19 protein-coding genes and 1 pseudogene are annotated in these 26,427 nt (G+C 61.3%); 14 read left to right on the forward strand and 6 right to left on the reverse strand.

Features of this window, described 5'->3' with window-relative positions; genetic code table 11:
* Nucleotides 1-186 precede the first annotated feature (186 nt).
* Nucleotides 187-1,182, forward strand: a complete 996-nt coding sequence (locus tag X773_RS56175; protein WP_023677167.1) for a sterol desaturase family protein — start codon at nt 187-189, stop codon at nt 1,180-1,182.
* A complete protein-coding gene (locus X773_RS56180; RefSeq protein ID WP_023677168.1) occupies nt 1,179-2,348 on the forward strand; it encodes a GNAT family N-acetyltransferase in 1,170 nt (389 codons plus the stop codon). The genes X773_RS56175 and X773_RS56180 overlap by 4 nt, the downstream gene beginning before the upstream one ends.
* 219 nt (nt 2,349-2,567) lie before the next feature.
* On the opposite strand, the gene X773_RS56185 is transcribed toward X773_RS56180, so the two are convergent.
* The 5 genes from X773_RS56185 to X773_RS56205 form a co-directional block, all read right to left on the reverse strand.
* A complete protein-coding gene (locus X773_RS56185) occupies nt 2,568-2,879 on the reverse strand; it encodes a UBP-type zinc finger domain-containing protein (RefSeq protein ID WP_036238601.1) in 312 nt (103 codons plus the stop codon).
* Nucleotides 2,876-4,567: an FAD-dependent oxidoreductase gene (locus X773_RS56190; RefSeq protein WP_031211893.1), complete on the reverse strand. Its 1,692-nt coding sequence runs from the start codon at nt 4,565-4,567 to the stop codon at nt 2,876-2,878. Before X773_RS56190 ends, X773_RS56185 begins: the two co-directional genes overlap by 4 nt.
* Before the next feature lie 359 nt (nt 4,568-4,926).
* Nucleotides 4,927-5,853 carry an NADP-dependent oxidoreductase gene (locus X773_RS56195; protein WP_245274720.1) on the reverse strand — a complete coding sequence of 309 codons (927 nt, stop codon included), beginning with the start codon at nt 5,851-5,853 and terminating at the stop codon, nt 4,927-4,929.
* 113 nt (nt 5,854-5,966) lie between these two features.
* Nucleotides 5,967-6,404 carry a CBS domain-containing protein gene (locus X773_RS56200; RefSeq protein ID WP_031211895.1) on the reverse strand — a complete coding sequence of 146 codons (438 nt, stop codon included), beginning with the start codon at nt 6,402-6,404 and terminating at the stop codon, nt 5,967-5,969.
* A gap of 499 nt (nt 6,405-6,903) precedes the next feature.
* Entirely contained in the window at nt 6,904-7,701 is a 798-nt protein-coding gene (locus tag X773_RS56205) for an AraC family transcriptional regulator (protein WP_084641169.1), read from the reverse strand.
* Nucleotides 7,702-7,978: 277 nt separating this feature from the next.
* Between X773_RS56205 and X773_RS56210 the strand changes: the two genes are divergently transcribed.
* From X773_RS56210 to X773_RS56235, 6 genes are all read left to right on the forward strand, one after another.
* Nucleotides 7,979-9,445, forward strand: coding sequence for an alpha-glucosidase/alpha-galactosidase (locus tag X773_RS56210; protein WP_023677174.1), 1,467 nt, complete (start codon nt 7,979-7,981; stop codon nt 9,443-9,445).
* Nucleotides 9,446-9,563: 118 nt separating this feature from the next.
* Nucleotides 9,564-11,648 carry an ABC transporter substrate-binding protein gene (locus tag X773_RS56215; RefSeq protein ID WP_023677175.1) on the forward strand — a complete coding sequence of 695 codons (2,085 nt, stop codon included), beginning with the start codon at nt 9,564-9,566 and terminating at the stop codon, nt 11,646-11,648.
* 112 nt (nt 11,649-11,760) lie between these two features.
* Nucleotides 11,761-12,768 (forward strand): ABC transporter permease, encoded by a 1,008-nt coding sequence (locus X773_RS56220; protein WP_031211897.1) that lies wholly within the window; start codon nt 11,761-11,763, stop codon nt 12,766-12,768.
* Between the two features lies 1 nt (nt 12,769).
* Entirely contained in the window at nt 12,770-13,903 is a 1,134-nt protein-coding gene (locus tag X773_RS56225; protein ID WP_031211898.1) for an ABC transporter permease, read from the forward strand.
* A 10-nt stretch (nt 13,904-13,913) separates the two neighbouring features.
* Complete coding sequence (locus X773_RS56230; protein WP_031211899.1) at nt 13,914-15,581, forward strand: ABC transporter ATP-binding protein; 1,668 nt, start codon at nt 13,914-13,916, stop codon at nt 15,579-15,581.
* A 21-nt stretch (nt 15,582-15,602) separates the two neighbouring features.
* Nucleotides 15,603-16,973 (forward strand): alpha-glucosidase/alpha-galactosidase, encoded by a 1,371-nt coding sequence (locus tag X773_RS56235; protein ID WP_031211901.1) that lies wholly within the window; start codon nt 15,603-15,605, stop codon nt 16,971-16,973.
* A 26-nt stretch (nt 16,974-16,999) separates the two neighbouring features.
* On the opposite strand, the gene X773_RS56240 is transcribed toward X773_RS56235, so the two are convergent.
* Complete coding sequence (locus X773_RS56240) at nt 17,000-18,202, reverse strand: ROK family transcriptional regulator (RefSeq protein ID WP_023677180.1); 1,203 nt, start codon at nt 18,200-18,202, stop codon at nt 17,000-17,002.
* 243 nt (nt 18,203-18,445) lie between these two features.
* Between X773_RS56240 and X773_RS56245 the strand changes: the two genes are divergently transcribed.
* The 6 genes and pseudogenes from X773_RS56245 (at nt 18,446) to X773_RS56270 (ending at nt 26,420) form a co-directional block, all read left to right on the forward strand.
* On the forward strand, nt 18,446-19,717 hold the full coding sequence (locus X773_RS56245; protein ID WP_023677181.1) for an ABC transporter substrate-binding protein: 1,272 nt from the start codon (nt 18,446-18,448) through the stop codon (nt 19,715-19,717).
* Nucleotides 19,718-19,788: 71 nt separating this feature from the next.
* On the forward strand, nt 19,789-20,673 hold the full coding sequence (locus tag X773_RS56250) for a sugar ABC transporter permease (RefSeq protein WP_023677182.1): 885 nt from the start codon (nt 19,789-19,791) through the stop codon (nt 20,671-20,673).
* Nucleotides 20,673-21,595, forward strand: a pseudogene (locus tag X773_RS56255) (carbohydrate ABC transporter permease). Before X773_RS56250 ends, X773_RS56255 begins: the two are co-directional and overlap by 1 nt.
* A gap of 61 nt (nt 21,596-21,656) precedes the next feature.
* Nucleotides 21,657-22,796, forward strand: a complete 1,140-nt coding sequence (gene ugpC, locus X773_RS56260) for a sn-glycerol-3-phosphate ABC transporter ATP-binding protein UgpC (protein ID WP_023677185.1) — start codon at nt 21,657-21,659, stop codon at nt 22,794-22,796.
* 18 nt (nt 22,797-22,814) lie between these two features.
* Complete coding sequence (locus X773_RS56265) at nt 22,815-24,956, forward strand: beta-galactosidase (protein WP_031211903.1); 2,142 nt, start codon at nt 22,815-22,817, stop codon at nt 24,954-24,956.
* 222 nt (nt 24,957-25,178) lie between these two features.
* A complete protein-coding gene (locus tag X773_RS56270) occupies nt 25,179-26,420 on the forward strand; it encodes an acyl-CoA dehydrogenase family protein (RefSeq protein ID WP_031211904.1) in 1,242 nt (413 codons plus the stop codon).
* Nucleotides 26,421-26,427 lie beyond the last annotated feature (7 nt).

Consider the following 26,427-nt stretch of genomic DNA (forward strand, 5'->3'; position numbering starts at 1 on the left):
TACGTTTGGACATTTAGCGGTTTCGTTACCGTTGATCTGCTAGTCTCGCACCATCCAGCCTGCTTTGCCCGCTGCGCCCGCAACAGCCACTGGTTGCAGGCGGCGTAGCGAGTTTGGCGGGAATTTTGTGCTTTGCTATTCGCCAGATCGCCTTCTTACGACTTACGACCAGGAGCCGCTGCATCAATGTTTTCCGAATTTGCCAGAGCGATTGTGGAAAAGCTTTCGAACGTCAATCTGACCACGCTCGGCCTGCTTCTCCTCACCGCACTGGGCAGCGCGGTGATCGCCTACTGGCGAACTGCCGAACATAAGTCCCTCAGGGACTTTTTCGACTTCGCCTTCCCACAGGAAGTCATCCTGCACCCGTCGGCGCGAGCCGACGCCCTGTTCTGGATCACGAAACGGGCGATGATGCCTTTCCTGCTTATTCCTGCCGGCGTCACCTTCGTCGTCGCGGTGGGCTATGGCACACGTGAGGCAATTGGCTGGCTCCTTAACATCCACGCGCCGCTTCTCGGCGGCCCGGCGGGACCGGTGACGATCGTCATCTTCACCGCAACCATGCTGGTCGCCTATGATATTTCATACTACCTCTACCACGTCGCCCAGCACCGTTTCCCGTTCCTGTGGGAATTGCACAAGGTACATCATTCGGCCGAAGTGATGGTGGGGATCACCAAGGACCGGGTTCATCCGCTGGACGATCTGATGAACCGTATGTGGGATGGCGTCATCCCGGGCATCTGCTTCGGTGTCTGGAGCCTGATCGCACTCGATCCGGTAGAGGTCGCTATCTTCGGCATCAACGTCTACGTCATCCGCAACATCCTGATGATGGACTTTGTTCGCCATACGCATCTCAAGATATCGTTCGGCCCGTTGAACAACATCATCCTGTGTCCGCACTGGCACCAGGTGCATCACAGCATCGACCCGCGTCACTACGATAAGAATTTCGGCCTGCTTTTTTCGTTCTGGGATCGTCTGTTCGGAACGCAATTTGTCCCGGAGCCGGATGAAGACCTGAAATTTGGCCTGGTCGATCGCGATGTGCGCGATTACCAGTCGCTCTTTGGGCTCTACATCCTGCCGCTCAAGAAGATGGCAAGGCATGTCATGCGACTGTTTCACAGACGGCCCAATGTGGTCGCGCAGCCACAGGACAGTTCTCCTTCATGAACACCGCTGTTTCCATCGACGTCCTAGGCGCGGAGCGCCTGGAAATCGTCCGTTCGGCGGATCGCCTGGCTGCGGTCGAAGCCGCTTGGATGGAGCTTTGGCATCGTACCGACGGGCTGATCTTTCAAAGCCATGCCTGGATTTCGGCATGGTGGAGTACCGTACAACGCCGTGACCAGCGCGCGTTGCGGATCGGCCTGGTCTGGAAGGGCGAGAGACTCGTTGCTGTCGTTCCGCTGGCGATCGGCAGGCGCAGAGGGCTGCGGTTTCTCGAATGGGCGGCCGGCAGCTATACCGACTATGGGGATATTCTCGTTGCTCCGGAATGCTCGTTATCGGCGCTGCAGGAGCTATGGACGCAACTCTGCGATGCAGGTGGCTTCGATCTTGCCTTGATCAGTCGTCTCTCGCCGGATGCGGCGGCCCGCAAAATTTTCACGCCGGGAGCTTCCGGCGGCATCAGGCTTCGTCACTTTCACCGAACGGAAGTCAGCTATCGCGTTGCCGGACAATGGGAAAGCGGAGCGGCATGGTTGGCGGACCAGTCGAAAAAGACGCGCCAGAACTATCGGCGCGGCATCAAGGCGCTGGAAGAAACCGGAGAGGTGAGATTTCGCCTGCTTGCGCCCGACGAGCCGCTGCAACCGGTACTGGAGCGCCTCGCGGCCTTGAAGCGGAAATGGCTGACCGAGCGCATGCGTGAATCAGACCTCTTCGAAGAGGGCGTGCCGGTACTCGCCGCGCTCGTCGATGCGTTGGCGCGCGCCGGCGTGCTGCATATCTTCGTCCTCGAATGCAATGGCGTGATGGTCGCGGTGTCGATCAACTTCGTCCAGCACGACGTGATGATGGCCTTCGTGACGACGTTCGATCCGGATTTCGGCCGGGCGTCGCCGGGTGTGATCCTGTTGATGGATTACGTGCAGTGGTCGATCGATCACGGCTTGAGCATGGTCGATTTCCTCTGTGGCGCAGAGTCGTTCAAACACAAATTCTCAACGCAGGCGGTTACGCTGGAATCCGTCATCGGGACGCGCACGGCACAGGGCGCGCTTGCATTTCTTGCCGATCGTGTCCTCCAGACCGTCAGGCATATGCGCGAGCGGTCATCGGCACCACCAGAGGGACGCGATACGCCCGCTCAAGCCGAAGCAGCCTTGGACTAAAGCGCGTCGCGTTCGATCGGCCTCATGCGACGCGCTTTAGATTCTTGTTTTATACATGTCGTTATCGCAAAACCGCTGCACTTTTGCGCGACATGCTTTAGAATGGTTCATCGTTTCACGGAAACGCCGAACAGCTCCATCTTTTGTTTTGACGCAATTCCGGATGAAAACCGTTCACACTTTTCCTGGAATTGCTGTAGCGGCCCGCTCGCAAAAAGCTCAAATGAAGCGCGGTATCGGACCGTTTTGCGGCGTGGTGCGGTCGCCGAGGTCGAGGAAGATTTCGTCGATGTAGCACCATCCCCAACCTTCCGGCGGATCGTAGCCTTCGATGACAGGATGGCCGGTTGCCCGAAAATGCTTGGTGGCATGACGGTTGGGCGAGTCGTCGCAGCAGCCGACATGGCCGCATGTGCGGCAGAGCCGCAGATGCACCCACTGCGAACCGCTCTTCAGGCATTCCTCGCAGCCGAGCGCGCTCGGTGTCACGTCGCGAATGTCCCCGGCGTGCCTGCATTCGTCTGCCATCATACGCTCCTGACCAGTTGTGGCGCCACGGCGAGACTGCCGTTTCGCGCGAGATATGCATGCAGCGCTGCAACCACCTGGGCGCCTTCGCCGACGGCAGCGGCGACGCGCTTGATCGAGCCGGAGCGCACGTCGCCGATGGCGAACACCCCGCCGCGGTTCGTCTCCAGTGCACCACGTTCCTGGCCAATGTCAGGCCCGGTGCGAACGAAGCCCTTCGCGTCCAACGCCACGCCGCATTGCGCCAGCCAGTCGGTGTTCGGATCGGCGCCGATGAACAGGAAGAGGTGGCGGATCGGACGTGCTGTCTCGGTGTCGCGGTTGCGCCAGCGCACTTTGCCAAGATTGCCGTCGTCGCCTTCCAGTGCCGCAATCTGCGTCTCAGCCAGCACTTCGATGTTCGGCTGTGCCCTGACGCGCTCCACCAGATAGCGCGACATGCTCGCATCGAGGCTGCTGCCGCGCGCCAGCAGCCATACCTTCTTCACATGCGCCGCCAGGTAGACGGCAGCCTGACCAGCCGAATTGCCGGCGCCGACAAGGGCTACCTCTTGCCCGGCGCAAAGCCGCGCTTCGATCGGCGAAGCCCAGTAATGCACGGAGGTTCCCTCGAATTGCGCCAGGTTTGCCATGTCGAGGCGGCGATAGCGCGCTCCGCTGGCGATCACCACCGACCGTGCCCGCACGGTCTCCCCGCCGCCGACGGCGAGCGTGTAGTGGGCACCGGACGTGTCGCTTGCGCTGCCCAGCAGCTTCGCCTCGTCCGGTATCACCATCTCGACGCCGAATTTCTGCGCCTGGTTGTAAGCGCGCGCCATCAGCGCCATTCCCGAAATGCCGGTCGGAAAACCGAGGTAGTTCTCGATGCGCGAGGAGGCACCCGCCTGTCCGCCGAAGGCACGGCAATCGAGCACGATCGTCGACAACCCTTCGGAAGCCGCGTAGACGGCCGCCGCGAGGCCGGCCGGTCCGGCGCCGACAATGGCCACGTCGTACAGCTTGCCGGCGTCGATCGGCCTCACCAGGCCGATGCAGCGGGCAAGCTCGTTCTCTCCGGGATTGAGCAGCAGCTTGCCGTTCGGACAGAGCACGATCGGCAAATGGTGGATATCGACATGGAAGCGTTCGATCAGGGTCCTGGCGCAGGGATCGGCAGCCGAATCGAGAACGCGATGCGGCTGACCGCTGCGAGCCAGAAAACCTTGCAGCCTCAAAACGTCGCCGCTGTCGACCGGTCCGACAATGATCGGGCCGGCTGTGCCGCTCTCGAGCAGGCCGACACGGCGCAGGATCAGCGCCCGCATGATGCGCTCGCCGAGGTTTGCTTCCTGCACCATCAGGTCCCTCAGCCTTTGCGAGGGGATGACGAGCGCCTCGACCGGCTCGACCGCCTCCACATCCACCAGTGAGGGTCGGGCTGAAAGCTGCGCCAACTCGCCGACGAAATTGCCTGCACCGTGCGTGACGATTGTTTCGCGCCGGCCGAAGCTGCCGCCCTGGATGATATCCACCTTGCCGGACAGGACCACGATCAGACCGGGCGCCAGCTCGCCGGCTTTGACGATCTGTTCGCCTGCAGCATAGGACACGGCTTCGCCGAAACGGCCCATGCGGTCCAGTTCTGCCTCAGCCAGCACTGGAAACATCTGATCGCGACGGGCAATGGAGATCGGATTGGCGGGTTGAGACATGGTTCGAACCTATCGCCGGTCTCCGACAGTTTGAAGCGGTTTTTGCGGCTTGCGGCCGGTAGGAACCTAGCCCGCCTGTCGGTAAACGCTGTGTCCTTCGCTTCGCAGTTAACTGACGGCGGCCGTGCGACGATGTCGTCGCGACGTGCCTCACAATCCGTTGCATCTCCTTGATTTGTTTGATTTGTGCATCCCGGCAAACCCGGCGCATGCTGCTTCAGCCGGCACCTGCCTAAGCCGGCCAGGCCCGGCGGGCCGTCCTGTGTCAAACTCTCGGCCGCCGGGCTTCTGGACAGCAGAAAACGGCCTGTGTCCGAGCACTCCGCAAACTGGCCTGCGGCCTGTTGTTCGGCGAGTGCTCAGGCAGCTACCTGAAGCACAATCTTGCCGCGCGTATGCTGCTTCTCGAGCTGTTCCTCGGCCCTGGCGACTTCCTCAAGAGGATAGATTGCCTGCACGAATGGCCTGACCTTCCCGGCGTCGATGAGGCGGCTGATCTCGGCAAGCTGCGCCGCGTTCGGCTTGGTCAAATAGGAAACGCCGCGAGCCCGATGCAGGCGGGCCTTCACCGCCGACGGCTCGGAAAGCGTTGAGACGAGCGTCCCGCCGGGCTTGAGCACGTCCCACGAGCGGTCCTGTGTTTCACCCGCTACCAGGTCGAAGACGAGGTCGACGTCCTCGACAAGCTCCTCGAAGCGCTGGTTCTTGTAATCGACCGCCTGGTCGGCGCCAAGCGCGCGGACGAAATCGAAATCCTGCGCGGACACGGTCGTCGCGACAAACGCGCCCGCGGCCTTTGCGAACTGCACCGCCAGATGACCGACGCCGCCGGCGCCGCCATGGATAAGGACCCGCTGCCCGGATTTGAGGCCGCCGTGATCGAAAAGGCCTTGCCACGCGGTAAGGCCCGCAAGTGGCACGGCGGCGGCTTCGGCGTGGCTTAAGCGTTGCGGCTTCGCCGCCGCCTCCGTCGCCTTGACGACGACATATTCGGCGTTGCCGCCGCGGTCGTTGCCGAGCATGGCATATAGCGGATCGCCCTTCTTCAGCATATGGGCCCGCGTGCCGCACAGTTCCACCACGCCGGATACGTCGCGGCCGAGCGTGACGGGCAGATCCGCGCCCGAAGAGCCCTCGCGAACCTTGTAGTCGACGGGATTGACGCTTGCCGCGTAGACCTTGAGCGTGACCTCGTCGTCATGCGGCTGAGGCAACGGAACCGCGTCCAGCGAAAGAACCTCCGGTCCACCAAAATCGTGGATACGGACGGCCTTCATCGTAATCATGGCTTGCTCCTCGTCGGTTTGCAGTCCAGTTCGCTCTGAACAGTTTCGCCGGCAGGCCGGCGTCTATCCAGCCGGCGGTTCGGTCGTAGCAAAGGCCGGCCGGTGGTGCGCCGTCAGTGTATCGTTTGCGAATGCTCGCCGCCGGGTTGCGAGATGCCGCTCAGCGCTTCACCTGCTGTCGCCGTCTCGCTGTTGGTGGCGAGGTCGCCCAGCGAAACGATGCCGACCAGGCGCTTGTCGCGGTTTAGCACCGGCAAGCGGCGCACTTTCAGGTCAGCCATGTTACGCAGAACATCCTCCGCGTCTTCGTCTTCGAAGCAATACCTGACCTCGGTGCTCATCACTTCCCGTACCTTGGCGTCAGGTGTCTTGCCTTGGGCGACGCCGCGGATTGCGATGTCGCGATCGGTTACCATGCCGACAAGCCGATCGTTCTCGCCCACCGGCATTGCGCCGGCGTCGAGGCGACCCATCATTTCTGCCGCATCGCGCAGGGTTTGCTGCGGACTGGCGATCTCGACGTCCTTTGTCATGCAGTTGCTAACTTTCATTTTAACCTCCGTTGGTTGCAGGGCCCGCCGCGGGTTTCCATGATGGAAGGGTGAATGAGCGCCAGCGCAAAACGTTCCATGGCAAGACCCGTTTCGAGCGCTTCGCCGAAATCACCCTTGCCATCCTCCACCCGACCGCCCTTCAGGCGGTCGGCCCGGGAAAGGTCGGTTCCGAAGGAATTTCGGAAGGCGTGCCGGGAGGAACTCCGATCGGCTCCTGGTCCGGCGTCGGAATTGGATCCGGCGAGGGCGGGGGTACGCCTGGAGGTTCTCCCGGCGGAGTCTCCGGCGGGGCAGGCGGCCGGGCCGGCTCCGGATTGGGATTGTCCGGCAGTGGATTCGGGTTATTCGGATCGGGATTGTTCATCGATCACTCCCCTGACAACTGTGACCTGATCTCCGCCAAGAGCGGGTTGCCGCAGCGGCGAGCAGGCTCTCTTGTCCTAAACCAAGGGGAAGCAAAAGCGTTCCCGCTTCCGACGCCACGCGCGGTGCCAATCTATCGGGCGGTTCCCAGGCTGGCATACATTCCGTTGGTGCGGAATTGCGTCGGGTTGATGCCGTAGAGGCGGCGGAAGACCTTCGAAAAGTAATTGGCATCCTCAAAGCCGCACATGATGGCGACTTCCTTGACCGGCAGGAAATCGGCCTTCGTCAGCAACTTCGCCGCGCGCTGCAGTCGCTGCTGCAGCACAAATTCGGCGGGCGGAAGTCCCTCGCTCTCGGCGAAGCAGCGCGAGAAATGCGCGCGGCTCAGGCCGCTGATCTCAGCGAGATCGGCAACGCGGAGCGGCCTGTCGAGATTGGCCCTGATGTGATCGATGACCGGCTGCATGGCGCTCTTGTCGTCGGTGACGGCATGCGAGCCGAAGACATCGTCGTAGAGCGCCATGGCTGCTTCATAGGCGACGGCCGAGGCGGCTCCCGGCGAGACCGCGCCCGTGATCAGGCGCACACTGCAATCAGCCAGATGATCGATCGTCGAGGGCTGCAGCCGCAGCACCGGACCGACGGCGGCAAGGATCGACTTGTGGATGCGCAGTGCCTCCTCGCCGTTCATCGATATCCAGAAGAACTCCCAGCGTTCGCCCTTGGCCAGCCAGTAACGGTGGTTGTGCGGCACGAGAACCAGCAAAGTGTCGCCCTTTTGCAGGCGGTAGTTCCGGTTCTCGTAGCGCAATCGGCCGGTGCCGCTGATCGTATGCTGGAGCACAGTAAACGGCGTCAGGCCGCGCTTGCGCCCATCCCAGTCGTAGACCTCGTTCTCGCGCACTTCATAGCCGGTGCTTGTCGGCATGGTGTGTAGGCGCTGGCGCCCGCGCGGCAGCGATACCGTCCTGCCCGCCGGCCCGATGTCGATCAAGTTCCGCAGCACAAAATTACCCCTAAAAGCATAATCCTTCTCTGGTCGCGTGCCGAATAAGGCGCATAATCCCTCGAGAAAAGCAAAAGAAACCGCGGTCAAAGAGCGGATGGGAGGAAGTGCCGGATTCCAGCCTGCATAGCGTGGCAGGCGGGCCAGGCCTCTTTTCGCCGCCTTTGCCGTAGCATTCGATCGGGTCGAGGTGAGGCTGATGAGTTTCAAGATCGCTATCATCGGTGCGGGAAGCGTCGGGTTCACCAAGAAGCTCTTCACCGACATTTTGTGCGTTCCTGAATTCAGGGATGTCGAATTCGCATTGACCGATCTCAGCGAGCGCAACCTCCAGATGATCAAGTCGATCCTCGACAGGGTCGTCGAATTCAACAGGCTGCCGACCAAGGTTACGGCAACGACAGACCGCCGTGCTGCCCTCGAGGGTGCCCGCTACATTATCAGCTGCGTTCGCGTCGGCGGTCTCGAAGCCTATGCGGACGATATCCGCATTCCCTTGAAGTATGGCATCGACCAGTGCGTCGGCGACACGATCTGCGCCGGCGGCATCCTCTATGGCCAGCGCAACATTCCGGTAATCCTCGATTTCTGCAAGGATATCCTCGAAGTCGCCGAGCCTGGGGCGAAATTCCTGAACTACGCCAATCCGATGGCTATGAACACCTGGGCGGCGATCGAATATGGCAGGGTCGATACCGTCGGCCTCTGCCACGGCGTCCAGCATGGCGCCGACCAGATCGCCGAAGTGCTCGGCGCCAAGTCGCGCACCGAGCTCGACTACGTCTGCTCCGGCATCAATCACCAGACCTGGTTCATCGACCTGCGTCTCAACGGCCGCAAGATCGGTAAGGACGAGCTGGTTGCCGCCTTCGAGGCGCATCCGGTCTATTCGCAGCAGGAAAAGCTGCGCATCGATGTCCTGAAGCGCTTCGGCGTCTATTCGACCGAAAGCAACGGCCATCTTTCCGAATACCTGCCCTGGTATCGCAAGCGGCCGGACGAAATCACCCGCTGGATCGACATGTCCGACTGGATCCACGGCGAGACCGGCGGCTACCTTCGTTATTCGACCGAAACACGCAACTGGTTCGAAACGGAGTTCCCTCAATTTCTGGAGTCCGCCGCGAGGCCGATCGACCCCGCCAAGCGCTCCAACGAGCACGCCAGCCACATTCTCGAGGCGCTGGAGACGAACCGAGTTTATCGCGGCCATTTCAATGTCAAGAACAATGGCATCATCACCAACCTGCCGCAGGATGCGATCGTCGAGTCGCCCGGCTTTGTCGACCGCTTCGGCATCAACATGGCCGCCGGCATCGCGCTGCCGGAGGCCTGCGCCGCCACTTGCATTTCCTCGATCAACGTCCAGCGCATGTCGGTTCATGCGGCGATCTCCGGCGATATCGACCTGCTGAAGCTCGCCGTCCTGCACGATCCGCTGGTCGGCGCGGTTTCGACGCCGGAAGAGGTTTGGCAGATGGTGGACGAAATGGTCGTCGCCCAGGCCCGCTGGCTGCCTCAATATGCCGATGCGGTGCCGGCCGCGAGGGAGCGGCTTTCGAAATCCAGGGTCAAGACCCGCGAATGGGCCGGTGCGGCAAGGCGCGACGTCCGTTCGATCGAGGAATTGCGTGCGGAAAAAACGGCTCTCAAGCAGGCCGTCTGAATTTCGCCAGGACGGATCGCGGCGAGCTTTCGGAGGATTTTCCGCACCCGTCTGTACATTCGTTCGAGGAGAAATGGAGCGGCGTCAACGCGCTCCTGAACAACAGGGAGGAGAGACGATGAGGAATTTTCGAAACATTGGCATTCTCGCCGGGCTGGCGCTTAGCGTCTCGGCCTCGGCGCTGAACGCGTATGCATCCGAGCCGACCGTGCCGCCGGTGCCCGCGCAATTCCCCGCCGAGGGAAAGATCAAATACGTCGCGCGCGACTCCATCCTGGAATTCAAGGCACTGCCGGAATATCACGAACCGGATTGGATCACCGAGAAATACGTCAAGGCGGGCAAGCTGCCGCCGGTCAAGGACCGTTTGCCTAAGGAGCCGCTGGTCTTCAAGACCGGCAACATGCCGGATGGCATCGGCGTTTACGGCGATACGATGCGCCATGTCATCGGCGGCCGGCCGGAAGGCTGGAATTATGGCGCCGGCCAGACGCAAGGCTGGGGCGGCATCGACATCGGCCTTTCCGAATGCCTGACGCGCACCGCGCCGCTTTTCCAGGTCGAGGCCAAGGACACGGAGCCGCTGCCGAACCTCGCCAGGAGTTGGGACTGGTCCAAGGACGGCCACACGCTGACGATGCATCTGGTCGAGGGCGCGAAATGGTCGGACGGCGTTCCATTCAACGCCGACGATGTGATGTTCTATTGGGACGACGAGGTGATCGACCCCAATGTGTCGCCGCTGAACGGCGCGACGCAGGAGACCTTCGGCGTCGGCACGACGTTGAAGAAAATCGACGACTACACCGTCGAGTGGACGTTCAAGGACGCCTTTCCGAAACAATACCTTTACGCCATGGCTTACGGCACCTTCTGTCCGGGCCCGTCGCATATCCTCAAGCCGCAGCATCCGAAATATTCGAAGAACACCTACGAGCAGTTCAAGAACGCGTTCCCGCCGGAATATATGAACATGCCGGTGATGGGTGCCTGGGTGCCGGTGGCATACCGCCCCGACGACATCATCGTCATGCGTCGCAATCCGTACTATTGGAAGGTCGACGAGAAGGGCAACCAACTGCCGTATCTCAATGAACTGCACTACAAATTGTCGACCTGGGCCGACCGCGACGTTCAGGCCGTCGCGGGAGCCGGCGACTTCTCCAATCTGGAGCAGCCGGAGAACTTCGTTGCCTCGCTGAAGCGCGCGGCGCAAAAGGACGCACCGGCACGGCTTGCGTTCGGCGCGCGGCTGATCGGCTATAATCTGCGCATGAATTTCTCAGCCAATGGCTGGGGCAACCCCGACGAGCGCGGACAGGCGATACGCGAGCTGAACCGCAACGAGGATTTCCGCAAGGGCGTCACCATGGCGCTCAACCGCAAGGCGCTCGGCGACTCGCTGGTCAAGGGTCCGTTCACTGCCATCTATCCGGGCGGCTTATCCTCGGGCACGAGCTTCTACGACCGGAAGTCGACGGTCTACTACCCCTTCGATCTCGAAGGCGCCAAGGCGGAACTCGCCAAGGCAGGCCTGAAAGACACGGACGGCGACGGCTTCGTCAATTTTCCTGCAGGTACCGCCGGCGGCAAGAATGTCGAGATCGTGATGCTCGTCAACAACGACTACACTACCGACAAGAGCCTTGCCGAAGGTGTAGTCGCCCAGATGGAAAAGCTAGGGCTTCGGATCGTGCTCAACGGACTCAACGGCACCCAGCGCGATGCCTCGCAATACTCCGGCCGCTTCGACTGGCTGGTACGGCGCAACGATCAGGAGCTGACTTCCGTCGTCCAGAATACCGATCAACTGGCCCCGGTCGGTCCACGAACCAGTTGGGACCATCGTGCGCCGGAAAACGGCGAGGTCGATATGATGCCTTTCGAGAAGGACCTCGTCGACATCGTCAACAAATTTGTCTCGTCCGCGGACAATGACGAGCGCGCCAGCCTGATGAGAGAGTTCCAGAAGATCTCGACCGAGCACGTCTACAATGTCGGCCTGACGGAATATCCCGGCGCGCTGATCATCAACAAACGCTTCTCCAACATCCCGCAGGGCACGCCGATCTTCATGTTCAACTGGGCCGAGGATTCGATTGTCCGCGAGCGGGTCTTTGTCGCTGCCGACAAGCAGGCCAAATACGAGCTGTTCCCCGAAGAGCTTCCCGGCAAGCCCGGAGACAAGGGCCCGATGAACTAGGTTTACCTCCCCTGACTGAGAACTCCGGCCGCGCCAGTTGGCGCGGCCGGACAAAGCAAACCTCCGTACGCTCAAAGAGAGCGACCGGCTAGACAAGGAAGCGGACCGACCGATGTTGCGATTCCTGCTCACGCGCATAGCGTCGGCGATCCCGGTCCTCGCCATTCTGAGCCTGGTCACCTTCGCCATCATCCAGGCGCCGCCGGGCGACTATGCCGACTACATCCGCTCGCAGTTGATCAATCAGGGCGGGGCCTCATTCGCCGAGGCCGACGCGCAGGCCAAGGCCTATCGGATAGAACACGGTCTCGATAAGCCGCTGCCCGTCCAGTATCTCAACTGGATCGGCGGCATCATCACCCGCGGCGATTTCGGCTACAGCCTCTATTACAATAAGCCGGTGGCCGATGTGGTGGGCGAGCGCCTGCCGCGCACGCTGCTCCTGGCGCTGGTGTGCCATCTGCTGGCATCGGTCCTCGGTATCACCTTCGGCATCTGGGCGGCGACCAGGCAGTACAGCTGGATCGACAGTACGCTGTCAGCGATTTCCTTCCTCGGCATGACGGTGCCGCGCTTCCTGATGGCGCTGATCATCGTTTATTTGCTGGTCTTCCAATTCAACGTCTCCGAGATCGGCAGCTTCTTCTCGCCGCAATTTGGCGGGGCGCCGTGGTCCTGGGCGAAGTTCGTCGATCTCGTCCGGCATGTCTGGCCGGTTGTCGCCATCGCCACCTTCGGCGGGCTCGCCTACAACATGCGGGTGATGCGCGGCAATCTGCTCGACACGCTGAATGCGCAATATGTCGAAACCGCTCGCGCCAAGGGCCTTAGCGGCGGTGCGGTCGTGATGCGCCATGCGGTGCCCAATGCGCTGCATCCGCTGGTCATGTATCAGGGCGTGGTGCTGCCCTATATGCTGACCGGCGAGATCGAGACCGCGATCATCTTTGCCCTGCCGACCGTCGGCCCGGCGATCGTTGGCTCGATGGCGGTGGGCGACGTCTATGTCACGGCGACATTCATGATGGTGCTGTCGGCGACGCTGATCGTCGGCAACATCATCGCCGACATGCTGCTCGTCATGCTCGATCCGCGCGTGCGCCAATATGCAGGGTCCTGAGATGCTTGCTTTCGAGCCCTCGCTGCCGCCACTTGCCGAGGATCCGGCCAAGATCAAGCCGCGCGGCAATGAGAGTTACATCGCACTCGTCTGGCGCCGCCTGAAACGGTCCTGGACCGGCATGGCCGGGCTCATCCTGGTCGCGTTTCTGGTGCTGCTGGCGGTGTTTGCCGACTTCTTCGCACCGATGGATCCCAAGGTGACCGATGTCGGCTTCGCCCCGCCGCAGATGATGAGCTTCCATGACAAGGACGGCAACTTCGTCTTCCAGCCACGCGTCTATGCCCTGGCGGATTCGGAAGACCTCGACCCGGTTACCTTCCAACCCGTCGTCGGGCCGGACTACGACCATCCGCGGCTGCTCGGCTTCTTCGTCAAGGGAGCGGAGTACAGACTGCTCGGCCTGCTTCCCGCGAACCGGCACTTCTTCGGCTCGACCGACGGCCAGCCGGTGCACTTCCTTGGCACCGACAAATTCGGTCGCGATGTGCTGGCTCGTGCGATCTATGGTTCGCGCATCTCGTTGATGATCGCATTGACCGTGGTCTTCATCGTCACCGTGATCGGCACGACGGTCGGCATGGTGTCGGGCTATTTCGGCGGCACATTCGACGTCTGGGTCCAGCGCTTCGTCGAACTGGTGCTCGCGTTTCCGCAATTGCCGCTTTATCTTGCGCTGACCTCGCTGGTTCCGGTGACGGCGCCGACGAATGTCTTCCTGGCCTTCGTGATCGTCGTCATGTCGGCACTCGGCTGGGCGCAGATGTCGCGCGAAGTGCGCGGCAAGACCCTGGCACTGGCGCGGATCGACTACGTTCGTGCGGCGATGGCGGTCGGCGCCACAGATGGTCGCATCATCATGCAACACATTTTTCCGAACGTGATGAGCCACGTGATCGTTGCGGTCACGTTGGCAATCCCCAGCGTGGTCCTGCTCGAATCCTTCCTCGGTTTTCTCGGCTTCGCGGTGAAGCCGCCGCTGATCTCCTGGGGCCTGATGCTGCAAGACACCGCGACCTATTCGGTCATCGGCACTTATCCCTGGATCCTTTCGCCGGTCGGCTTCGTGCTTGTCACCGTCTTCGCGTTCAACGCGCTTGGGGATGGACTGCGCGATGCGGTCGATCCTTATTGAGCATGACATGATGCAACACGCGCTCGTCAAATCCTTCGCACCGCCTGTCCGGCTCGACCATGACGGCCGTTCGGAAAACCCGGTCATTGATGCCCGCAACATCGCCGTCGATTTCAAGGTCGAACACGGCATGATCGAAGCCGTCAAGGACATCTCCTTCCAGCTCTATCGCGGCGAGACGATCGCCATTGTCGGCGAGTCGGGATCGGGCAAGTCGGTGACGGCGCGCACCGTCATGGGACTGTTGTCGAAGCGCGCAGTCGTGTCGCCGAAATCGACTGTCGAATACAACGGGGCGAACATCCTGAAATTTTCCGAGCGTGCGCGGCGCAAACTGCGCGGCGACCGCATCTCGATGATCTTTCAGGAGCCGATGAGTTCGCTTAACCCGATCTACACGATCGGCAGCCAGATCGTCGAGGCGATACGGGTGCATCGCAAGATGAGCCGCAGACAGGCCGAAGCAAGAGCGCTCGAGCTGCTGCGGCAGGTGCAAATCCCTGAACCCCAGGCGCGGCTGAAACAATACCCGCACCAGCTTTCCGGCGGCCAACGCCAGCGTGTGATGATCGCCATGGCGCTGGCCAACGATCCCGATGTGCTGATCGCCGATGAGCCGACGACGGCGCTCGACGTCACGGTTCAGGCGCAGATCCTCAATCTCATCCGAAACCTGCAGAAGAAACTGCGCATGGCAGTGATCCTGATCACGCACGACCTGACCGTGGTGCGGCAGTTCTCCGACTATGTCTACGTCATGCAGCATGGGGAGATGCGCGAGCACAATGTGACGGAGAAGCTGTTCGCCAATCCGCAGCATCCCTACACCTGTCACCTGCTTGCCTCCGAGCCGCGCGGCCAGGCAAATCCGTTGCCGGAAGGCGCCGACGTTATTCTTGAAGCTAGGAATGTGCGCGTCTCCTTCATGCTGCGGCATGGCACGTTCATGAGGCCGGACCTGCGCGAACTCGTCGCCGTCGACAGCCTCAGCCTGACCCTTCGGCGGCACGAGACGCTGGGTCTCGTTGGCGAATCCGGATCGGGCAAGACCACCTTCGGCGAGGCGTTGCTCAGGCTCAACACCACGGACAGCGGCGAGATCTATTTCGATGGCCAGCCGATCCATGGCTGTTCGCGCGCGCAGATGCGGCCGTTGCGGTCGCGCATGCAGGTCGTCTTCCAGGATCCGTTCTCGTCGCTCAACCCGCGCATGACGATCGGCCAGATCATCGAGGAAGGGCTGGTCGTCAACCGCATCGGCACCACCAGGAACGATCGGATCGAGCGCGTGCGCGAGGCGCTGATCAGCGCCGGCATGCCCGGCGATATCCTCTCGCGCTTCCCGCACGAGTTTTCCGGCGGCCAGCGCCAGCGTATTGCGATTGCCCGCGCCGTCGCGCTCGAACCGGAATTCATCGTACTCGACGAGCCGACATCGGCGTTGGATCTCTCGGTCCAGGCGCAGATCATCGAATTGCTGCGCAAACTGCAGCGCGAACGGGGCCTGAGCTACATCTTCATCTCGCACGACCTCAAGGTCGTGCGGGCGCTGTGCCATCGCGTCATCGTCATGCAGCACGGCAAGATCGTCGAAGAGGGGCCGGTTGACGAAGTCCTGTCCCATCCCAAGACCGCTTACACCGAACGGCTGGTCAAAGCCGCTTTCGAGGTAGCCTAATTGCTTATGCTGGAGGTTGTTGTGGCAAGAAATCCCAAGGTCGCTTTCATCGGAGCTGGCTCGACGGTGTTCATGAGGAACATCGTCGGCGACATATTGCAGCGTCCGGCTTTATCCGGCTCGACGATCGCGCTGATGGACATCAATCCGCAACGGCTCGAGGAAAGCGCAATCGTCGTCGGCAAGCTGATCTCGACGCTTGGCGTAAAGGCCAAAGCCGAGACCTATTCGGACCAGCGCAAGGCGCTGGCGGGCGCCGATTTCGTCGTCGTCGCCTTCCAGATCGGCGGCTACGAGCCCTGCACGGTAACTGATTTCGAAGTTCCGAAGAAATACGGGCTGCGCCAGACCATCGCCGATACGCTCGGTGTCGGCGGTATCATGCGAGGGTTGAGAACCGTGCCGCATCTCTGGAAGATCTGCGAGGATATGCTCGCGGTCTGCCCGCAGGCGATCATGCTGCAATATGTCAACCCGATGGCGATCAACACCTGGGCGATCGCGGAGAAATACCCCGACATCAAGCAGGTCGGCCTCTGCCATTCGGTGCAAGGCACGGCGATGGAACTGGCGCATGATCTCGACATTCCCTACGAGGAGATTCGCTACCGCTCGGCCGGCATCAATCACATGGCCTTCTACCTGAAGTTCGAGCATCGCCAGCCGGACGGCTCCTACCGCAATCTCTATCCGGATCTGCTGCGCGCCTACAGCGAAGGGCGGGCGCCGAAGCCTGGATGGAATCCGCGCTGCCCGAACAAGGTGCGCTACGAGATGCTGAAGCGCCTCGGTTACTTCGTCACCGAGAGCTCCGAACATTTCGCGGAATACACGCCCTATTTCATCAAGGACGGGCGCGAGGATCTGATCGAGAAATTCGGTATCCCGCTCGACGAATACCCGAAGCGCTGCATCGAGCAGATCGAACGCTGGAAGGGGCAAGCGGAAGCCTATCGCTCGGCTGACAAGATCGAAGTGGAGCAGTCGAAGGAATATGCGTCCTCGATCATGAACTCGGTCTGGACCGGCGAGCCGTCGGTGATCTACGGCAACGTCCGCAACAATGGCTGCATCACGTCATTGCCATATAATTGCGCGGCCGAGGTGCCGTGCCTCGTCGACGCCTCCGGCATTCAACCCACGTTCATCGGCGACCTGCCGGTGCAGCTCACCGCGCTGATCCGCACCAATATCAACGTCCAGGAGCTGACGGTCCAGGCGCTGATGACCGAGAACCGCGAGCACATCTATCACGCGGCGATGATGGACCCGCACACGGCGGCCGAGCTCGACCTCGACCAGATATGGTCGCTGGTCGATGATTTGCTGGTTGCGCATGGCGATTGGCTGCCGGCCTGGGCGCGTGGAGCGCGCAGCGTTCGGGCGGCCTGAGGCGCAGGGCTGTCTATTTCACTCACCTATGCCGACCATAGGGCCGGCTTTGAAAGCGGAGCGGCGTTGCCGGCAGATGTTTCGAAATCAAAGAGCTTCTGCGTTACGAGAGCAGCCGCTCCCCTTGCCCAGGAATTGTCCTCCCAGTCCAGCAGCATTGGTGGTGCCGCGCGAAAGGTATTTTTCCCAAGCGTCAGCCGCATTGGGCCAAACAGCGCATCGCCAAACGACACGGCTTCACCGCCGACGACAATGACCTCCGGGTCGGTGATGTTGACAAGGTTGGCGAGATGCCGGCCGATGCCATGTCCGGCTTCTTCGAGAATGGCGACGGCTCGCGGTTCGCGGTCTGCCAAAGCTGCCATAAGGGTGGCTTTGCAATGCGCTTCGTCGTGGCCTGTGGCTTCGCGCCAGGTGCGCAGGATCGCCGGCTCGGCGTAATAGGCCATCAGGCAGCCGCGTTTTCCGCACTCGCAAAGGCGGCCGTTCTCCTCATAAGAGCTGTGGCCGAACTTGCCGGCGGCACCGTTCGCGCCGCGATAGAGTTTGCCATCGAAGACGAGCGAGCAGCCGATTCCGACGCCGATCGCCAGCACAGCCATATTGCGGTGCTGGCGTCCGAGGCCGAAGAGTTGCTGGGCAATGGCATAGGCATTGGTGTCGTCCTCAAGCCACACGGGGACGTCTACCAGTTCGGCCAGCATCGGGCCAAGGGGAACGTTGTCCCAGTTGTAGCGATTGCTGCGGATACACACAGCCTTCTGGTTGTCTATGACGCCAGGCATTGAAATGCCGATCCCGGCAAGCTTGGCAGCGGGCCGATCGACAATGGAAATCAGCTCCGGTACCGCCTTGGCCAAGGTCGCTATGATATGGTCGGGATCGCTGTCCGAGAGCTTGACGCGCAGAGAGCCCAGCGGATTGGTCGCAAGATCGGTGACCACGCATTCGACCGATCCGACCATCAGCTTGAAACCTATGGCAAGGCCGTTGGCATAGTTGATATCCACCGGGATAGGGCGGCGCCCAGCCGAGCCCACGACTGTCTTGCCTTCGATCAGCAGGCCATCCTCGATGAGGTCGGCCACGACGAAGGTGACCGCTGCCGGACTAAGGCCGGTAACGGACGCTATGTCGGCCCGGCTGCGCGCTCCTTCCTGCCGCAAGAGATTGAGGATCAGTCTGCGGTTCATCGCCCGAGTCGTGCTCGGGTCACCCTTGAGCTTCACGGATCTTCTTTCTTAATTTTGTAAATTAATTATTGCCTCTCGAGAAAACATATGCGTAAGTTTGCCCGACTGTTCAACACCCGAACCGGGGGTCAGCGAAATTAATCCGGTTAGCAATGTCACCGCGCTCTGAAGGAGCGGGCAAGCATATTCCCTTGCCCGGGAGGTGAGGCGTGCCGTTGAGAAGAACAACCGCGCCGGCCGGTGTGCCAGTAGAGAATTGACAACACGGGAGGAGTAACAATGACGTTCAAGTGGATTGAAAAGCCGTCGACGCGGCGCAATTTCCTGAAGGGAGCTGGGGGCATTTCCGCTGGAGCCCTCGCGGGCTTCCCGATGCCGGCACTCAGCCAGTCGAGCGAAGTCACCATCATTTCAGACGAAAACAATGCCGATGCCCTGCGGATCTTGCGGCGCATCGCGGCCGAGTTCGAGAAGCAGTCCGGCACCAAGGTTGTGATCAACAACATGGATCACGAGGCCCACAAGACCGCGATCCGCAACTACCTTGTCGCCGGCGCGCCGGATGTCTGCTTCTGGTTCTCCGGAAACCGCATGCGTGCCTTCGTCACCCGCGGCCTGTTCGACGACATTTCGGATCTGTTCGAGAAGGAAAAGTACAAGGACGTGCTGGGTGCCACGACCGGTGCCGTCACGGTCGACGGCAAGCAGTATGGACTGCCGACCGGCGGCACGATGTGGGGCATGTTCTATCGCAAGGACGTCTTTGCCGAGCACGGACTTACGGCACCGGCGACCTGGGACGAATTCCTGGCTTACGGCCAGAAGTCCAAGACCGCAGGCCTAATCCCCGTCAGCATCGGCACCAAGGAACTCTGGCCGGCGGCCGGATGGTTCGACCAGATGAACCTTCGGATCAACGGTCTCGACAAGCACTTTGCCTTGATGAACGGCAAGATGGCTTACACCGACCCGGCGCTGACGCCTGTTTTCGACCACTGGGAAGAGCTTATCAAGCAGGGTTTCTTCACCCCGGATCAAACGTCGTTCGGCTGGCAGGAGGCCGGCGCCTTCCTCGCCCAGAAGAAGGCCGGCATGATGAACCTCGGTGCCTTCGTGAAGGCTACTTTCCCTGAGCAGGATCTCGAGCAGCTGACATTCGCGCCTTTCCCGAAGATTGACGGCGCCCTCGACCGCTACGAAGAATTCTCGGTCAATTCGGTCCACATCCCGGCCAACGCCAAGAACAAGGCGGGTGCCCGCGAGTTCCTCGCCTTCTTCTACCAGCCGGAAAATTTCGGCCTCTATCTGGAACCTGGCGGCAACGTTCCGCCGCGCAACGACCTTCCAGCCAGCAAGGACCCGCTGGTCAACGCGGCTGTGGAAAGCCTGAAGACGGTGGCCGGCACGTCGCAATATTACGACCGCGATACCGATCCCGACATGGCCCAGGCCGGCCTGGTGGGCTTCCAGGAATTCATGGCCAAGCCGGAGCGCCGGGACGCCATTCTTCAGCGTCTCGAGGGAACCCGTCGCCGGATCTTCAAGATCTAGCGCCTCCCAGCGGAGGGGAGCGGGGTTCGTGGCCCGCTCCCCGATGCTTTCCCTGAATGAGGTCCCCCAAAATGACGAAGCTTTGGCGCCGCCATCGCTGGTGGTTGACACCGACACTTCTGATCCTGCCAGCCGCTGTGCTGTTTTCCGTCGTCATTCTGGCCTCTGCGGTCGAGAGCCTATGGATCAGCCTGCACGAATGGGACGGATTCAGCCCGATGGTCTGGATCGGCCTTGGCAACTACCGCGAATTGTTCGCCGACCCACAGTTCTATGTTTCGCTGAAGAACAATCTGATCTGGTTGGTGATGTTCATGCTGGCGCCGCCGCTCGGCCTCGCCATCGCGCTGCTCGTCAACCAGAAAATCCGCGGCATGCGCCTCCTCAAATCGCTGTTCTTCATTCCGCTGGTGCTGGCTTCGGTTGCCGTCGGCGTTGTCTTCACCTGGGTCTATACGCCAGAATTCGGACTTCTCGCCCTGATCTTCCGCACCTTCGGCGCGACCGCCCCGGCAGTGCTGTCGGATGAAAATTTCGTCACCTTCGCCGTCGTGATCGCAGCGTTATGGCCGCAGATAGCCTTCTGCATGGTGCTCTATCTCGCCGGCCTCAACAATCTCAGCGAGGACCTGATCGGCGCCGGGCGGGTCGACGGCGCCAGGGGCTGGAACATGCTGCGCCACATCGTGTTACCGCAGCTGACGCAGGTCACCTTTATCGCCATCGCCGTCACCGTCGTCGGCGCACTGCGTTCCTTCGACATGGTCTCGGTGATGACCAGCGGCGGTCCCTTCGGTTCGTCCGAGGTGCTTGCCTATCAGATGTTCGAGCAGTCCATCTTTTCCTACCGCTTCGGCTATGGTGCGGCCATTGCCTCGGTGCTGTTCGTGATCATGGCGGTCTTCATCGCCTGGTACCTGACGCGGATGATCCGCGCCGATGAAAGAGGCGGCTGATGTTTCCCCGCCCGATTCCCGAAACTGCTATTTGGCAGCGTGGCCTCTATGTCGTGCTGGTGGTCGGCATCCTGATTGTCTGGCTGGCGCCGCTCTTTGCCATCATTCTTACCTCGTTCCGCTCTACGCAGGATGTCATGGGCGGCAATCTGTGGGGCTGGCCGACCCAATTCGGCCTGGTCGAAAACTACACGGCGGTCTTCACCCAGACGCCGATGGCCCGCTACTTCCTCAACAGCCTGACGATCACCATCCCCTCGGTGATCGGCGTTCTCATCTTGAGCACGCTCGCCGGTTTCGTGCTCGCCCGCTACCGGTTTCGCAGCAATATGCTCGTCTTCGCCCTGTTCGTCGGCGGAAATTTCCTGCCGCACCAGATCATGATGATCCCGGTGCGCGATCTCATGGTGCGGCTCAACCTCTACGACACGATGTCGGCCCTGATCATCTTCCACATCGCCTTCCAGACCGGGTTTGCGACACTGTTCATGCGCAACTTCATCGCCGCCTTGCCGGGAGAACTGTTTCAGGCCGCCAGGGCCGAGGGCGCGACACCGTTTCAGACATTGGTACATGTCGTGGTGCCGCTGGTGCGGCCCGCTCTTGCGGCGCTGGCGATCCTGCTCTTCACCTTCATCTGGAACGATTATTTCTGGGCGGTCGTGCTCACCATCAGCGATACCGTCAAACCGGTAACCGCCGGCCTCGCCAACCTGCGCGGCGAATGGGTCTCGGCCTGGAACCTGATCNTACCGTCAAACCGGTAACCGCCGGCCTCGCCAACCTGCGCGGCGAATGGGTCTCGGCCTGGAACCTGATCTCGGCTGGCACCATCGTCGTGGCTTTGCCGCCGGTTGCCATGTTCTTCCTAATGCAGAAGCACTTCATCACCGGCCTCACCATGGGAGCGGTCAAGGGATGAGCGACCATGGCTTCAAGGCGTCGCCCACCCGATCCGAAACTCATTTCGCAAGCAGGGCTCCATGACCAGTCTTGAACTCCGGCAGATACAAAAGAATTATGGCAGCTACCACGCGCTGCGCGGCATCGATCTCAGCGTCGAACAGGGCGAGTTCATTGTCACCGTCGGGCCGTCCGGTTGTGGCAAGTCAACGCTGTTGAAGATCATTGCCGGGCTTGAAACCGTCTCGACCGGTGAGATCCTCATCAACGACCGCGATGTCACCACCACCGAGCCGGGTGAGCGCGGCATTGCCATGGTCTTCCAGTCCTATGCGCTTTACCCGCATATGACGGTCGCCGAGAACATGGGTTTCGGCCTGCGCATGGCGCATCGCCCCAAGGCCGAGATCGATGCCGCCGTGCTGCGAGCCGCCAAGATCCTTCGCATTACCGACCAGCTCGACAAGCGGCCGAAACAGCTTTCCGGCGGCCAGCGTCAGCGTGTGGCCATCGGCCGTGCGATAACCCGCTCGCCCGACGTGTTCCTGTTCGACGAACCGCTATCCAACCTCGACGCAGCGCTGCGCACGCAGATGCGCGTCGAGCTTTCCGATCTGCACGCCAGGCTCGGCGCCACCATGGTCTATGTCACGCACGACCAGACCGAGGCGATGACAATGGCGAGCCGTATCGTCGTGCTCAATCGCGGCTCGGTCGAGCAGGTGGGCGCTCCGCTCGAACTCTACCGCAATCCGGCCAATCTCTTCGTCGCGGGCTTCCTCGGCGCACCCCGAATGAATTTTTTCGAAGTGACCGTCGCCGCTGTCTCCGGCGGCGCCGCTACGCTGTCGACCGCCGGTCTTTCTCCTTTGACTGTCGAACTGACGGAAGCGGCATCCGTACAGGTCGGCGATAGGGTGACGATGGGGATTCGGCCGGAGAGCATCAGCTTGGCCGCGGAAGGGACAGCGAGTTTTGCCGCACGGGTGCGGCTGGTCGAGCATCTCGGCCGCGAGACCATCCTCTATGCCGACGCCGGCCCGCTGCAATGCGTCAGTTCTGAAAGCGGCAGCGGCAACGTCACCGTCCAGATCGGCCATGCGAGTGCCGTCGCTGCCGACGCGACCGTCGGCTTTAAGGTCGAGCCGCGTGACGTCTATCTCTTTTCCTCTGTCGATGAGCGGACAATCAGTGCCCGCAAATCCACCATCACCGACTGATCTTCAGGAGTATCCTTCGTGAACAAGACTTCAAGAGGCCGCGCCGTGTCGGTCTGGCGCACGATCCAGACCGACCGCTTTCTGGTCGGCGCGCCGCACTACCCCGAACATGTGGACGAGAGTTACTGGGACAACGACGCCCGGCGCATGGCCGAGGCCGGCTTCAACGTCGCCCGCCTCGGCGAATTCGCCTGGCACATTTTCGAACCGCGTGAAGGCACCTTCGATTTCGGCCTGTTCGACCGGGCAGTCGAGGGGCTGGCGCGTCACGGCGTCAACACGATCCTGTGCACGCCGACCGCCACTCCGCCGCGCTGGCTGACCGCAAAGCATCCGGAAATCCTGCGGCTTGATGGAAATGGCCGGTCGATGGGCCACGGCTCGCGCCAGTATGCCGACACCAGCAGCCCGGTGTTTCGCGACTATAGCCGCAAGATTACCAGGGCGATGGCGGACCACTACCGCGACAATGCAAATGTCATAGGCTGGCAGACCGACAACGAACTCAACACCAGCATGCCGGAATCCTATTCGCCGTCGGCGTTGAAGGAATTCCAGGCTTATCTCCAGGAAACCTACCAGACGATAGACAGGCTGAATTTCGCCTGGGGTGGCGACTTCTGGGCGACGGCTTACGGCGATTTCGGCGAAATTGTCTTCCCGCTGGATTTTTCCCCGTCCTTTCCCGGTCCCGGTCACCTCCAGGACTACCACCGTTTTCTCGCCTTTTCGACAGCACGGTTCCAGCACGACCAGGTCGAGATCCTGAGAAAAGCGAATGCCAGTTGGTTCATTTTCCACAATCTCGGCGGATTGCGTGACATCGACTTTCGCGGCCAATTCTCCACCGATCTCGACTTCGTCGGCTACGACATCTATCCGTTCCTCTATGACGAGTTCTTTCGCCTCGGCAATCACGCCAAGATCCAGGCGCTGCATCTCGACATCTGCAGGGGATTTTCCGGCAACTACATAGTGCCGGAACAACAGTCGGGTTTTGGCGCCCAGCCGGGCTTCTGCACGCTGACGCCGGAGCCGGGCGAAATGCGACGCATGGCGATGTCGTCGGTTGCGCGTGGCGCCGATGGGGTCATGTTCTTCCGCTGGCGTCCCGCACATTTCGGCGCCGAGATATACTGGATGGGCATCATCGATCACGATGATGTCGCTCGCCGCCGCTATGACGAAGCCAGGCAGTTCGCCACCGAGATGACGGCGCTTAAAGACAAGATCCTGGGCACCCATGTGCGGATGGATGTCGGCATCGCCGGCTCGGACTTCGACAATCAGGAAGCCCACAAGACCTTCCCCATCGGCCTGCCAAGTCCGCAGGATGATGCAATCTTGCTGCATCAGTATTGCTATGACCGCGGCATCGCCTGCGGCTTCATCCACCCGGAAGACGATCTGTCGAGGCTCAAGGTGTTCTACGTGCCGCATTGGGTGATCTGGAAGGACAGCTGGACCGAGCGGCTGCAAGTCTTTGCCGAAAATGGCGGTACCGTCATCATCGGCGCGCGCACGGGAACCCGCGACGAAAACAACCACGTCATCCGCGAGACAGCGCCGGGCCAGTCGCTGTCGAAGCTGACCGGCGTTCGCGTCGAGGATTTCGGGCGGCTGGCGGCACCTGGGGCCAATGGCCTGTTCAATACCATGTCGCGCTCCGGCGGGCTCGTCATTCCTCCCGACAGGCCGGCCGAATCCAGCCGCCGTATCCGTCGTTTTACCGTCGGAAACCACGAGTTCGATGCCGGTTATTTCTACGAGAACCTCGCAGTCGAACCGGAAGTCGAAATTGTAGGGGTTTGGTCGAACCGCTACGCGGCGGGAACGCCTGCAATTACCTCCCGCGCCGTGGGCAAGGGCCGTGTGCTCTATGTCGGCACTTATCTAACCCCGGAGCTGACAGCTCAACTCGCTACGCGCACTTTCGTGGATGCGAATGTGGAGCCTCTGGTTCCGGATCTGCCGGACGGCGTCGAGGTCACGATGCGCGAGAATGACGAACGCCGGCTGCTGTTCGTGCAAAACATCAAAGACACGCCCGTTGCGGTAACCGGCGTTCCCTTCGGCAGCAACCTGCTCGATAGCGAAGGACCTGTCTCCGGAGTGTTGACGCTGGACGGCTATGGCTGCGCTGTCCTCGAATTGATCTGAGCATTGTCGCGGACGTTAGCGATACGAAACCTGAGTACTCTTTGATCCTGGAATTCGACCGCCATCGGCAGCACGCCGGCATCGGTCCATATCGAACCGGCGCTTTGACGTGCGCAAGGCTCCGCCAGCACACTGCTGTTGCTCGCATTCAATGACGGCAGTTACAGTAGCCGAGCGACCATCGGAGCCGATGGCGGGTTTCGTTTCATCTTTGTGAGCGCCGTGAATTTCGAGATTCCCGTCCGTACCGAAAGCTTTCGTACCCGGATCGCCGATTTCGTCGAGCGCGAAATCCTGCCGCTCGAGGCAGATAAGGCGTCCTACGACGGCCATGGCAACATCGCGCTGCCGCTGCTCGAAACGCTGCGGGGCAAGGCGAAGGCAGCCGGCCTGTGGTGCCTGCAGCTGAAACCCGAGACCGGCGGGGTCGGCCTTTCCAAGGTGGATATGGCCGTCTGCTATGAAGCGATGAACCGCTCGATCTTCGGTCCGGTCGTGTTCAATTCCGCGGCCCCCGACGATGGCAATATGATGATGCTGGAACGGTTGGGAACGCCGGAGCAGAAGCAAAGATGGCTGAAGCCGATCGTCGAGGCCAAGGTGCGTTCGGCTTTCGCAATGACGGAACCGCATCCGGGCGGCGGCTCCGACCCGTCGATGATCATGACCAGAGCCGAACGGCGCGGCGACAGATACGTCGTCAAAGGCCGCAAATGGTTCATCACCGGCGCGCAAGAGGCGAGCCACTTCATTCTCATAGCGCGCACTTCGGACGATCCGCGTCACGGCCTTTCGGCCTTGCTGTTCCACAAGGACCAGCCGGGCTGGCGGATCCTGCGGCGCATCGGGATCATGGGACCGGAAGAACATGGCGGCCATTGCGAGCTGGAATTCGACGGTCTTGAAGTCCCGGTCGAGGATGTGCTTGCCGGCGAAGGCAGCGGCCTCATGGTTACACAGGTCCGGCTCGGTCCGGCGCGGCTCACCCATTGCATGCGTTGGCTCGGCCTTGCCAAGCGCTGCATCGAGATCGCGCGCACCTATGCCGCCGAGCGTAGCGGTTTCGGGCAGCTTTTGGCCGACCGTGAGAGTATCCAGCTGATGCTCGGCGACCTTGCCATGCGCATCGAGATCGGGCGGCTGCTGGTGATGAAAGCGGCCTGGGAGCTCGATCGCGGCGGCTTTGCCCGCAAGGAGGTCTCCATGGCCAAGATCCAGGTCGCCAACGTGCTGCATGACGCCGCCGACGTGGCGATCCAGATCAACGGCGCCCGCGGCTATTCGAAAGACACTGTACTCGAATGGATCTACCGCTACGCCCGCCAGGCTCGCCTGGTCGACGGCGCCGACGAGGTCCACAAGATGGTGCTCAACCGCTTTCTCAACGAGGAAGGTGCGGGCTTCTGGCGCTGGCATGTCGAAGCCGGCAGACAAGACGAAACAGGTCGCGGCGGGAACCGCTGAGCTGGCA

The organism is Mesorhizobium sp. LSJC280B00 (assembly GCF_000502835.1).
GTDB lineage: Bacteria > Pseudomonadota > Alphaproteobacteria > Rhizobiales > Rhizobiaceae > Mesorhizobium.